Genomic DNA, 12,626 nt, shown 5'->3' on the forward strand with positions numbered 1-12,626 from the left:
GGTGGCACCGGCGGCCATCGACGATTGACGCAGTGTTCAAATTCAAATCCTGGTTGGTATTGCACGGGGACGGGAAATGTCCAGGCCCCAGAAAAGCATTCGGCGCTGTGTGCACAGCGCCGCTTGTATTACTTGATCAGCCCGACCCGCGAGAAGTTCGGCAGGTGGCTGAGCTTGGGTTCCGGCCAGCTCATCCAGACCGCAAAGGCCTTGCCGACGATATTCTGGTCGGGAACCATGCCCAGCAGGTCCTTGGGAATGCTGGGGTCATCCCAGTAACGGCTGTCATTGGAGTTGTCGCGGTTGTCGCCCATCATGAAGTAGTGCCCGGCCGGCACTTTCCACTCACCATCAGGCATGGCACGGTAGCGGCTCATTTCCTTGCGGATTTCGTGCTCTACCGCACCGAGTTTTTCCTGGTACAGCTCGGCACTGCCCAGGCTGTTCGGTTCGGAACCGATCAGCTTCTCGGCCACCGACTCGCCGTTGATGAACAGACGCTTGTCGCTGGTGTAGCGAATCACGTCGCCCGGCAGGCCTACCACACGCTTGATGTAGTTGACGTTCGGGTCGCTCGGGTAGCGGAACACCATCACGTCGCCGCGCTGCGGATCACCGACTTCGATGACCTTCTTGTCGATCACCGGCAGGCGAATCCCGTAGGAGAACTTGTTCACCAGGATGAAATCGCCCACGTCCAGGGTAGGTTTCATCGAGCCCGACGGGATCTGAAACGGTTCCACCAGGAACGAGCGCAGCACCAGCACGATGAACAACACCGGGAAGAACGACTTGCCGTATTCAACCAGCAAGGGCTCTTTGTTCAGCTTCTCGATCACCATGCCATCGGGCTGGCTGACGCTGCCCTGATAGGACGCGATAGCCGCCCGCCGACGCGGGGCGAAGAACACCAGATCGAGCAACGCCAGGAGACCGCAAACGGCAACGGCGATGACCAGCAACAGCGGGAAATTTAGCGACATAGGACCTAACTATCCAACCTGAGCACCGCAAGGAAGGCTTCTTGTGGAATTTCCACGTTGCCCACTTGCTTCATGCGTTTTTTACCGGCCTTTTGCTTCTCAAGCAGCTTGCGCTTACGGCTGACGTCGCCACCGTAGCATTTGGCCAGTACGTTCTTTCTGAGTGCCTTGACGGAGGTTCGCGCAATGATCTGCCCGCCAATGGCGGCCTGGATCGCGACGTCGAACATCTGGCGCGGAATCAGTTCTTTCATCTTCTCGGTCAACTGGCGACCTTTGTAGTGCGCGTTGTCCTTGTGCACGATCAGTGCCAGGGCATCGACCTTGTCGCCGTTGATCAGCACATCCAGTTTCACCAGATTAGCCGATTGGTAACGGTCGAAATGGTAATCCAGCGAAGCATAGCCGCGACTGGTGGATTTGAGACGGTCAAAGAAGTCCAGAACCACTTCGTTCATCGGCAAATCGTAGGTCACTTGCACCTGGGTACCGAGGAACAGCATGTCGTGCTGCACGCCACGCTTTTCGATACACAGGGTAATGACGTTGCCCAGGTGTTCCTGCGGCACAAGGATATTGGCCCGCACGATCGGCTCGCGCATGTCTTCGATGGAAGACAGGTCTGGGAGCTTGGACGGGTTGTCGACGTAAATCGTTTCACCGTTTTTGAGCAGCAGCTCGAAAATAACCGTCGGCGCCGTGGTGATCAGGTCCAGGTCGTACTCGCGCTCAAGGCGCTCCTGGATGATTTCCATGTGCAGCATGCCGAGGAAGCCGCAGCGGAAGCCGAAGCCCAGGGCGTCGGAGCTTTCCGGGGTGTACTGCAACGACGAGTCGTTGAGGGTCAGCTTTTGCAGGGCTTCGCGGAAGTCTTCGAAGTCGTCGGAGCTGACCGGGAACAGGCCGGCGTAGACCTGCGGCTGGATGCGTTTGAAGCCCGGCAGCACGTCGACGTCAGGGGTGGAGCTCAAGGTCAGGGTGTCACCCACCGGCGCACCATGAATGTCCTTGATGCCGGCGATGATGAAACCTACTTCACCGGCTTTCAGATCAGTGGTCGCGGTGTGCTTGGGGTTGAATACACCGACGCTGTCCACCAGGTGGATCTTGCCGGTGGACTTGACCAGGATCTTGTCGCCCTTCTTCACACGGCCGTGGCGCACGCGTACCAGGGAGACAACCCCCAGGTAGTTGTCGAACCAGGAGTCGATGATCAACGCCTGCAGCGGATCTTCGTAGTTGCCGGTGGGGGCCGGGATAGTCTTGACCAGGCGCTCGAGCACTTCGTCGACGCCCAGGCCGGTCTTGGCGCTGCACTCGACGGCGTCGGTGGCGTCAATGCCGATGATTTTTTCGATTTCTTCTTTTACGCGGTCCGGATCGGCCTGTGGCAGGTCGATCTTGTTCAGCACCGGCATGACTTCCAGGCCTTGCTCGATGGCGGTGTAGCAGTTGGCCACGGACTGGGCTTCAACACCCTGTCCCGCGTCCACCACCAGCAGCGCACCTTCGCAGGCCGCCAGGGAGCGGCTGACTTCATAGGTGAAGTCCACGTGGCCCGGGGTGTCAATGAAGTTCAACTGGTACTTGATACCGTCTTTGGCGGTGTAGTACAGGGTAACGCTGTGGGCCTTGATGGTGATCCCGCGCTCGCGTTCGAGGTCCATGGAGTCCAGCACCTGGGCTTCCATTTCACGCTCGGCAAGGCCGCCGCACATCTGGATGAATCGATCGGCCAGCGTCGACTTACCATGGTCAATGTGGGCGATGATGGAGAAATTGCGGATATGACTCAAATCACTCACGGATCAACACTCAAAAAGGCTGCAGGCAGATTGCCCGCTGAAAAATAGCCGGGAATTGTACCTGATGCTCAGGCCGGGCGTCATCTTTGCTGACCAGAACAAAAATGCCCCACTCATCCGAGCGGGGCATTTTTTATCCAACGGTGCGGTATCAGCCGGCCCGGCGCAGCAGCCAGAACCCGGCCAGGGCGCAGATGGCCGTCGGCACCAGCACTGCAAACAGCGGCGAGAACCCGAACACCAGGCTCGACGGGCCGAGCAGATCCTGGGCGATGCGGAAGGTGAAACCGACCAGCACGCCAGTGAATACCCGCTGGCCGAGGGTCACGGAGCGCAACGGACCGAAGATGAACGAGATCGCCATCAGCACCAGTGCGGCGGTCACCACCGGCTGCAACACCTTGACCCAAAATGCCAGCCAGTAACGACCGTTATTCAAGCCTTGATCCTTCAGGTAGTGGATATAGCCCCACAACCCGGAGATCGGCAGGCTTTCGGGGATCATCACCACCGTATTGAGCAGTTCCGGCTTGAGGGCGATATCCCACTCCTCACTCGGCACATTGATCACTTCGGTGCTGGCCTTGGTGCCTTGGCCGACATTGCGGAAGTAAGTCGTGGTGACGTCGGTCAGTTGCCATTTTTCGTCGCCGTACTGCGCGCGTTTGGCGAAACTGGACGACAGCATGTGACGTTCCTTGTCGAACGTATAGCGCGTCACACCGATCAACAGCCCGCCCGGTTGCACGGCGTTGATGTGGATGAACTCATCACCCTGGCGGTGCCACAGGCCATGCTTGGCGCTTTGTGCATCGCCCGAGCCCTGGGCCAGGGCTCGATTGGCCTGGGCGGTGGTTTCGGCCGGCGGCGCTACGTACTCACCGATCAGCACGCTGCACAGCATCAGCAGCAACATAGGCTTCATGACCGCCCAGACGATACGCCCGATGGACACACCGGCGGCGCGCATGATGGTCAGTTCGCTGTTGCTGGCCAGGCTGCCCAGGCCGATCAGGCAACCGATCAGCGCGGCCATCGGCATCATGTCGTAGAGACGACGCGGCGCGGTGAGTGCCACGTAGCCGAGCACGTCCCATACGGTATAGGTGTCGCTGACGTTGCCGACTTCATCGATGAAGGCGAACAACGAGGCCAGACCCAGGATAATGCCCAGTACCGCCAGGATGGCGATCAGGACGCTGCTACCAATGTAGCGATCGAGCTTAGCCACGAGCCAACTCCTTCTGGCCACTATGGCTCATCATTTTCAAACGAATAGGCTCCCAATACAGCAGCCCCAGGCCGATCAACAGGAACATGCCGTGCACCCACCACAGGCCCAGGACCGGCGACAGCTTGCCTTTCTCCAGGGAGCCACGGGCGGAAATCAGGATGGTGAGGTAAGCCATGTACAGCAGGATCGCCGGCAACAGCTTGAGGAAACGGCCCTGGCGCGGGTTGACGCGCGACAGCGGCACGGCCATCAGGGTCACGATAAACACCAGCAGCGGCAGGGAAATCCGCCATTGCAGCTCGGCGATGGAGCGCAGTTCCTTGCTGCCGAGCAGGTCCGCCGTGGGGATGGCGTCGCGGTCGGTGACTTCGTCGCTGATATCCGGGCGGGCCAGCATCACGCCATAGGTGTCGTACTTGATCGCGCGATAGTCGGCCATGCCTGGACTGCCATCGTAGCGATAGCCATTTTCCAGGATCAGGTAGCGGCTGCCGTCAGGACGCACTTCCTGGCGGCCCGAATCGGCCACCAGTACGGAAATGCCCCGGTCTTTCTTGTCCTGGCCAAACCGTTTCTCGGAGATGAACACACCGCCCAGGTTGGCGCGGTCGTCGGTCAAGGTTTCCGTGTAAGTCACCCGCGAGCCGTCATTGAGTGCCTGGAAACGGCCCGGCTCGAGGGTGTCGAACTCGGTCATCGCGTCCTGTTTGTTCAGCACCAACTGGAACTGCATCGCGCCCTGGGGAGCCAGGCTCAGGCTCAACCAGGCCACGATCAGCGCAACGCCGGCCGCCGGAATCATGGTCATGCCCAGCAGGCGCTGCTGGCTCATGCCGGTGGCCGAGAGCACGGTCATTTCACTTTCAAGGTACAAGCGGCCGTAGGCCAGCAGGATGCCGAGGAACAGGCCCAGCGGCAGGATCAGTTGCAAGAATCCCGGCAGGCGAAAGCCCATGATCAGGAACAGCGAGCCTGGGTCCAGGGCGCCGGAGGCAGCCTGGGCCAGGTATTTGACGAAACGACCACTCATGATGATGACCAGCAGGACCGCACTCACGGCACTCAGGGTCAACAGGACTTCGCGGGACAGATAACGGAAGACGATCAAACCAGACACTCCAGGGTTGTCAGGCTAAGGCGGCCAAACAAGCAAGCATACCGAGTCAGCCCGTTTGCACCGGGCCGGCTAAAAAGATGGCGCATTATCCTGTGATTGACCGCGCCTGTCACTGCGCAACCTCATGCGCAGGCACAAAGGGTTGTCAGGCTCCGTCGGCGAGGTTCAAACTGCGGCCTTTGTCGCTGGTGGTTTACACAGCCGCCACGCTTTAAAGCCTGCGTACAGACGCCAGGCTCTCAGACCTTATATAAGGGACCCGAAAATGGAATTGGTTGTAAAAAGCGTTAGCCCCGAAACGTTGAAAACCGCCACCCTCGTGGTCGCCATCGGCGAAGGCCGCAAGCTCGGCGTAGCCGCCAGGCAGCTCGACGAACTCAGCGGCGGCGCGATCAGCGCGGTTCTCAAGCGCGGCGACCTGGCCGGCAAAGTCGGCCAGAGCCTGCTGCTGCAAAGCCTGCCTAACCTGAAAGCCGACCGCGTATTGCTGGTGGGCGTGGGCAAGGACGCTGAACTGGGCGACCGTCCGTTCCGCAAGATCATCAGCGGCATCCTCAACACCCTCAAGGGCCTGGGCGGCAGCGATGCGGCACTGGCACTCGATGAAATCGTCGTAAAAGGCCGTGACAGCTACGGCAAGACCCGCCTGCTGGCCGAAACCCTGGTGGACGGCGGCTACATTTTTGATCAGTTCAAGAGCCAGAAAACCGAACCCCGCGCCCTGAAGAAAATCACCCTGCTGACCATCAAGGCCGCCCAGGCTGAAGTCGAGCGCGCCGTGACTCACGCCCAGGCCATCGCCAATGGCATGTCGTTCACCCGCGACCTGGGCAACCTGCCGCCGAACATCTGCCACCCGACCTACCTGGGCGAACAGGCCAAGGCATTGGGTAAAGAGTTCAAGGGCCTGAAAGTCGAAGTCCTGGATGAGAAGAAGATCAAGGAACTGGGCATGGGCTCGTTCTATGCCGTGGGCCAGGGCAGCGACCAACCGCCACGCCTGATCGTGATGCAATACAACGGCGGCAAGAAGTCCGAGAAGCCTTACGCCCTGGTGGGTAAAGGCATCACCTTCGACACCGGCGGCATCAGCCTCAAGCCGGGCCTGGGCATGGACGAGATGAAGTACGACATGGGCGGCGCCGCCAGCGTGTTCGGTACCCTGCGCGCCGTGCTGGAACTGAAGCTGCCGATCAACCTGGTGTGCATTCTGGCCTGCGCCGAAAACATGCCGAGCGGCGGCGCGGCCCGTCCGGGCGACATCGTCACCACCCTCAGCGGCCAGACCGTGGAAATCCTCAACACCGACGCCGAAGGCCGCCTGGTGCTGTGCGATGCCCTGACCTACGCCGAGCGCTTCAAGCCACAGGCCGTGATCGACATCGCCACCCTGACCGGCGCCTGCATCGTTGCCCTGGGTTCCCACACCTCGGGCCTGCTGGGCAATAACGACGAGTTGATCGAGCAGCTGCTCAGCGCCGGCAAGGCCGCCGACGACCGCGCCTGGCAACTGCCGCTGTTCGATGAGTACCAGGAACAGCTGGACAGCCCGTTCGCCGACATCGCCAACATCGGCGGCCCGAAAGCCGGCACCATCACGGCTGCGTGTTTCCTGTCGCGCTTCGCCAAGAACTTCAACTGGGCGCACCTGGACATCGCCGGCACGGCCTGGACCAGCGGCGGCAAGGACAAGGGCGCCACCGGCCGTCCGGTGCCATTGCTGACCCAATACCTGCTGGACCGCGCCAAAGCCTAAACACCTGCCCAGCTGCCTGCCGCGGTCAACTGTAGGAGCGAGCTTGCTCGCGAAGAGCGTCAACGATAACGCGTTCATCTTGGATGAACGCATTGTTCTCAGGTTCTTCGCGAGCAAGCTCGCTCCTACATTATGACGGCGGCAGGCGCGGCAGCCCAGGAACCGCAATGACCCAAGTCGACTTCTATATATTGCCCAGCGCCGATCCGCTCGCGCGCCTGGACTTCGCCTGCAAACTCACCGAAAAAGCCTGGCGCATGGGCCACCGCATCTACCTGCATTGCAGCGATGCAGCCCAACGCGACGAGCTCGACGCCCGCCTGTGGCGTTTCAAGGGCGAAAGCTTCGTGCCCCATGGCCCCGCAGAATCAGAACCCGAAGGCCAGGTTGTCCTGGGTTTGGGGGACAGTTGCGGCAATCACCAGGACCTGCTGGTCAACCTTGACCTGAAAGTACCGCCTTTTGCCAAGGCCTTCGCCCGTGTGGCGGAAGTGGTGGTGGAAGATCCGGCTATTCGTCAGGCCGCGCGGGAGAGTTTCCGTTTCTACCGCGAACAGGGCTATCCTTTGCAAGATCACCGGCTACAACGACTTTGAGTACATGATGGACACTCCCAACCCGACAAAAAAAGATGACCACCTGCTGGACGACCTCGAGTCGATCCGTCAGTTGCTGGGTGATGATGACTTGCAACCGCCGCTATTGACCGAACAGGCCGATGGCGAGGTACAGATTCCGCTGTTGTTCGACATGGTCGGCGGCAAGCAGGTCGCCCCGGAACCGGTTGTCGAAGCCCCCGTTGTGGTGGACGCTGCCCCTGCTGCGGCTGAAAAGGGCCCCGACGCCCTGCTGCTGCACCTGGACAACGAACTGCGTGCCGCTGCGCAATTGATCATGCAAGACGTGATCGACGACTTTGCCCCCCATATCGAAACCGAGATCAAGCGCCGGATGGATGCGCGGATGGAGCGGCTGCTCAGCCAGTACCAGTCTTAAACCGTCCATAGATCCCCTGTGGGAGGTGGCAAACTCCTCCCACATTTGATTGCCTGCACCTTAAGCCCGCCTTCGCCTCGCCCTGCGCCCTATCCCCCGTTATACTTGCCGGCTTTCCTGAATATATGCCAACTAGGGTCCCGCCGCGCATGGATAAGACCTACCAGCCGCACGCTATTGAAACTTCCTGGTACAACACCTGGGAGTCCGAGAACTATTTCGCTCCGCAAGGCGCGGGCGAGTCCTACACCATCATGATTCCGCCACCGAACGTCACTGGCAGCCTGCACATGGGCCATGGCTTCAACAATGCGATCATGGATGCGTTGATCCGTTTCCGCCGCATGCAGGGCCGCAACACCCTGTGGCAGCCGGGTACCGACCACGCCGGTATCGCCACCCAGATGCTGGTGGAGCGCCAACTCGAAGCCACTGGCCAGAACCGTCACGATCTGGGTCGCGAGAAATTCCTGGAAAAAATCTGGGAATGGAAAGACCAGTCCGGCGGCAACATCAGCCGTCAGATCCGTCGCCTCGGCTCGTCCGTGGATTGGAGCCGCGAGCGCTTCACCATGGATGACGGCCTGTCGGAATCGGTGAAAGAAGCCTTCGTGCGCCTGCATGAAGACGGCCTGATCTACCGCGGCAAGCGCCTGGTCAACTGGGACACCAAGTTGCACACGGCGATTTCCGACCTTGAAGTGGAAAACCACGACGAGAAAGGTTTCCTGTGGAACCTCAAGTACCCGCTGGCCGACGGCGCCAGGACCGCTGAGGGCAACGATTACCTGATCGTCGCCACCACCCGTCCGGAAACCATGCTTGGCGACGCCGCCGTCGCGGTCAACCCGAACGACGAGCGCTACCAGGCACTGATCGGCAAGTTCGTCGAGTTGCCGCTGGTAGGCCGCCGCATCCCGATCATCGCCGACGATTACTGCGACCCTGAATTCGGCACCGGCTGCGTGAAAATCACCCCGGCCCACGATTTCAACGACTACGAAGTCGGCAAGCGCCACAACCTGCCGTTGTTGAATATCTTCGACAAGAATGCCGCCGTGCTGCCGGCCTGCCAGGTGTTCAACCTGGACGGTACGCTGAACGACAGCATCGACGGCAAGATCCCGGCCGAATACGCCGGCCTTGACCGTTTCGAAGCGCGCAAGCAGATCGTTGCTGCCTTCGACGCTGCAGGCCTGCTGGTCAGCGTCGACGACCACGCCCTGAAAGTGCCGAAGGGCGACCGCTCCGGCACCGTGATCGAACCGTGGCTGACCGACCAGTGGTACGTGTCCACCAAGCCACTGGCCGAGCCGGCGATTGCTGCCGTGGAAGACGGCCGTATCCAGTTCGTGCCCAAGCAGTACGAAAACATGTACTTCTCGTGGATGCGCGATATCCAGGATTGGTGCATCAGCCGCCAGCTGTGGTGGGGCCACCGTATTCCGGCCTGGTACGACGAGTCGGGCAAGGTCTACGTGGGCCGCGACGAAGCCGAAGTACGTGCCAAGCACAATCTCGGCCCGGACGTGGCGTTGCAACAGGACAACGACGTACTCGACACCTGGTTCAGCTCGGGCCTGTGGACGTTCTCCACCCTCGGCTGGCCGCAGCAGACCGAATTCCTGAAGAAATTCCACTCCACCGACGTGCTGGTCACCGGCTTCGACATCATTTTCTTCTGGGTTGCCCGGATGATCATGCTCACCATGCATTTGGTGAAGAACGAGGACGGCACCCCGCAGGTACCGTTCAAGACCGTGTACGTGCACGGCCTGGTGCGGGATGGCCAGGGCCAGAAGATGTCCAAGTCCAAGGGCAACGTCCTCGACCCGCTGGACATCATCGACGGCATCGACCTGGAAACCCTGGTGCAGAAACGCACCTCGGGGCTGATGCAGCCGAAACTGGCGAAGAAGATCGAGAAGCAGACCCGCGACGAATTCGCCGACGGCATTGCCAGCTACGGCACCGATGCGCTGCGCTTCACCTTCTGCTCGCTGGCGTCCACCGGTCGCGACATCAAGTTCGACATGGGCCGCGTCGAAGGCTATCGCAACTTCTGCAACAAGATCTGGAACGCCGCGCGCTACGTGCTGGACAAAGGCGAAGACTGCGGCCAGAACGGCGAGGCCATCGAACTTAGCCTGGCCGACCGCTGGATCATCTCGCAGCTGCAGCGCACCGAGGCCGAAGTGACCCGTCAACTCGACCAGTTCCGTTTCGACCTGGCCGCACAGGCCTTGTACGAGTTTATCTGGAACCAGTATTGCGACTGGTACCTGGAACTGTCCAAGCCCGTGCTGTGGGACGAAAACGCGCCGATCGAACGTCAGCGCGGCACCCGTCACACCCTGGTACGCGTGCTCGAAGTCGCCCTGCGCCTGGCGCATCCGTTCATGCCGTTCATCACCGAAGAAATCTGGCAGCGCCTCGCGCCGCTGGCCGGCAAAGACGGCAAGACCATCATGCTGCAACCTTGGCCGGTGGCCAACGAAGCACGTATCGATGAGGCGGCCGAAAGCGACATCGAATGGCTCAAGACCCTGATGCTCGGCACGCGCAACATCCGCGCCGAAATGAACATCGGCCCGGGCAAGCCACTGGCGGTATTCGTGAAGAACGCCAGCGCCGAAGACCAGCGTCGTCTCACCGAGAACGATGCGCTGCTCAAGAAGCTGGCGAAGCTGGAATCGATCACCGTATTGGCGGATGGCGCCGAAGCGCCACTGTCAGCGACCGCGCTGGTCGGCGAGATGGAAGTGCTGGTGCCGATGGCCGGCTTGATCGACAAGGGCGCGGAACTGGCCCGTCTCGACAAGGAAATCCTGCGCCTGCAAGGTGAAGTGGCGCGGGTGGGCGGCAAGCTGTCCAACGCGGCATTCGTCGACAAGGCACCGGCTGAAGTGATCGATAAGGAACGCGCCAAGCTGGCCGAGGCCGAACAGGCTTTGGGCAAGCTGGCGGAGCAACATGCGCGGATTTCCAGCCTCTAAGGGGCAATCCGTGTGAAAAAAGAGACCTTCGGGTCTCTTTTTTTGTGCTTGCGGTCAATGTGGGAGGGGGCTTGCTCCCACATTTGACCGAGTTATCCTCGGGAATGTGTGACAATGGCCGCCACTTTGAGCCAACACCAGAATCATCATGACCGCCCCCACTACGCCCAAACCTCCACGCAAGAAGCCTAAGACCGCAGCCACGGCCAAACCCGTCGCGCCGCGCAAAGAGGCTACCCTGCACCCACGCAACCGCCACACAGGCCGTTACGACTTCCAGGCGTTGATCAAGACCACGCCGGAACTGGCGCAATTCGTGATCATCAACCCCTATGGCAAAGAGAGCATCGACTTCGCCAGCCCGGACGCGGTGCGGGTGTTCAACCGGGCGTTGCTCAAGGCCTTCTATGGAATCCAGCATTGGGACATCCCGGCGGATTACCTGTGCCCGCCGGTACCGGGACGTGCCGACTACGTGCACTTCCTCGCCGACCTGCTGGCCAGTGTCAACGAGGGCAAGATCCCGCGCGGTTCAATCGTCAAGGTGCTGGACATCGGCATGGGCGCCAACTGCGTCTACCCGCTGATTGGCTATATGGAGTACCGCTGGAACTTCCTCGGCTCGGAGGTCGACCCTATCGCCGTGGCCGCCGCCAAGGCCATCGTGCAGTCCAACGACCTGAGCAAGGTCATCCAGTTGCGCCAGCAGGAAAACCCCAAGCACATCCTGCTGGGCCTACTGGAACCGGGTGAGCGTTTTGACCTGACCATGTGCAACCCACCGTTCCATGCGTCCATGGACGAAGCCACCAAGGGCAGCGAGCGCAAGTGGCGCGCCCTGGGCCGGGCCGATCCCAAGCGCAAATTGCCGGTGCTCAACTTCGGAGGCCAATCGGCCGAGTTGTGGTGTGAAGGCGGTGAAGCGCGCTTCGTGACGCAATTGATCGCCGAGAGTGCGCACTTTGCCCACAAGGTGTTGTGGTTCAGCACCCTGGTGTCAAAAGCGTCAAACTTGCCCGCGATCGAGACCGCCCTGAAAAAAGCCGGCGTGCTGGAAAGCCAGGTGGTGGAAATGTCCCAGGGCCAGAAGCAGAGCCGTTTCGTGGCCTGGACCTTCCAGACCAAGAACGAACAGCAGATCTGGCGCCAGCGCTGGGTGCGATAGAGACAAATCCCAGGCAACAAAAAACCGTGCCCGGATCGCTCCGGAGCACGGTTTTTTTTGCTGCGTCTTACTTGTTAACAGCGTCGGTCAGGCCTTTGGCCACAACCAGCTTGATAACTTTCTTGGCAGCGATTTCGATGGCAGCGCCAGTCGAAGGGTTACGGCCAGTACGGGCAGGACGCTCGGTCACTTTCAGTTTGCCAACGCCTGGCAGAGTGATTTCGCCGCCGTTTTCCAGCTGGTCAGCAACAACTTGGCTCAGTTGGTCCAGCAGAGCGCGCACGGTGGTTTTCGGTGCGTCTACTGCTTCAGCCAGGTCAGCGATCAGTTGGTCTTTAGTAATAGCCATTGTGGTGTTCCTTCCCTATCAAATTCATATGGATTGCAGAGTGCAGTGTCAGCCGTCGAGCCCGACCGTCATGGCCTGGCACCCCCGGCTATAACCACGGAGATCGGGGTTATAGATGCTTGAAACGGGGATTGGTTCGACCTGACAGATGCTGAATGCACGCTTATCGCCGAGACTTGGCGTAAGACGGGGCAAAACTAGCACAGAGACGGGGAAATATCCGCC

10 protein-coding genes are annotated in these 12,626 nt (G+C 60.4%); 5 read left to right on the forward strand and 5 right to left on the reverse strand.

Going from position 1 to position 12,626, the window contains the following annotated elements; genetic code table 11:
• Positions 1–128 precede the first annotated feature (128 nt).
• The 4 genes from lepB to lptF form a co-directional block, all read right to left on the reverse strand.
• Complete coding sequence (gene lepB / locus Q8X51_RS04005) at positions 129–983, reverse strand: signal peptidase I (RefSeq protein WP_027604663.1); 855 nt, start codon at positions 981–983, stop codon at positions 129–131.
• A 5-nt stretch (positions 984–988) separates the two neighbouring features.
• A complete protein-coding gene (gene lepA, locus Q8X51_RS04010; protein ID WP_027604664.1) occupies positions 989–2,788 on the reverse strand; it encodes a translation elongation factor 4 in 1,800 nt (599 codons plus the stop codon).
• A 151-nt stretch (positions 2,789–2,939) separates the two neighbouring features.
• On the reverse strand, positions 2,940–4,019 hold the full coding sequence (gene lptG / locus Q8X51_RS04015) for an LPS export ABC transporter permease LptG (protein ID WP_065924180.1): 1,080 nt from the start codon (positions 4,017–4,019) through the stop codon (positions 2,940–2,942).
• Positions 4,012–5,130, reverse strand: a complete 1,119-nt coding sequence (lptF, locus tag Q8X51_RS04020) for an LPS export ABC transporter permease LptF (RefSeq protein ID WP_407693171.1) — start codon at positions 5,128–5,130, stop codon at positions 4,012–4,014. The genes lptG and lptF overlap by 8 nt, the downstream gene beginning before the upstream one ends.
• A 274-nt stretch (positions 5,131–5,404) precedes the next feature.
• On the opposite strand from lptF, the gene Q8X51_RS04025 reads away from it, so the two are divergent.
• The 5 genes from Q8X51_RS04025 to rlmF all read left to right on the forward strand — a co-directional run bounded on the left by Q8X51_RS04025 (position 5,405) and on the right by rlmF (position 12,052).
• Positions 5,405–6,895 (forward strand): leucyl aminopeptidase, encoded by a 1,491-nt coding sequence (locus Q8X51_RS04025; RefSeq protein WP_065924182.1) that lies wholly within the window; start codon positions 5,405–5,407, stop codon positions 6,893–6,895.
• 167 nt (positions 6,896–7,062) lie between these two features.
• Complete coding sequence (locus tag Q8X51_RS04030) at positions 7,063–7,491, forward strand: DNA polymerase III subunit chi (protein WP_027604668.1); 429 nt, start codon at positions 7,063–7,065, stop codon at positions 7,489–7,491.
• A 7-nt stretch (positions 7,492–7,498) separates the two neighbouring features.
• Positions 7,499–7,891 (forward strand): DNA polymerase III subunit chi, encoded by a 393-nt coding sequence (locus Q8X51_RS04035; RefSeq protein WP_065924183.1) that lies wholly within the window; start codon positions 7,499–7,501, stop codon positions 7,889–7,891.
• 149 nt (positions 7,892–8,040) lie between these two features.
• Positions 8,041–10,887, forward strand: coding sequence for a valine--tRNA ligase (locus tag Q8X51_RS04040; protein ID WP_074843998.1), 2,847 nt, complete (start codon positions 8,041–8,043; stop codon positions 10,885–10,887).
• A gap of 148 nt (positions 10,888–11,035) precedes the next feature.
• Positions 11,036–12,052 carry a 23S rRNA (adenine(1618)-N(6))-methyltransferase RlmF gene (gene rlmF / locus Q8X51_RS04045; protein ID WP_027604671.1) on the forward strand — a complete coding sequence of 339 codons (1,017 nt, stop codon included), beginning with the start codon at positions 11,036–11,038 and terminating at the stop codon, positions 12,050–12,052.
• Between the two features lie 67 nt (positions 12,053–12,119).
• Here rlmF and Q8X51_RS04050 read toward each other — a convergent pair whose 3' ends face one another.
• Positions 12,120–12,401, reverse strand: coding sequence for an HU family DNA-binding protein (locus Q8X51_RS04050; RefSeq protein WP_003188840.1), 282 nt, complete (start codon positions 12,399–12,401; stop codon positions 12,120–12,122).
• Positions 12,402–12,626: the final 225 nt, after the last annotated feature.

Source organism: Pseudomonas sp. Yb2C2 (genome assembly GCF_052112325.1).
GTDB lineage: Bacteria > Pseudomonadota > Gammaproteobacteria > Pseudomonadales > Pseudomonadaceae > Aquipseudomonas > Aquipseudomonas marginalis.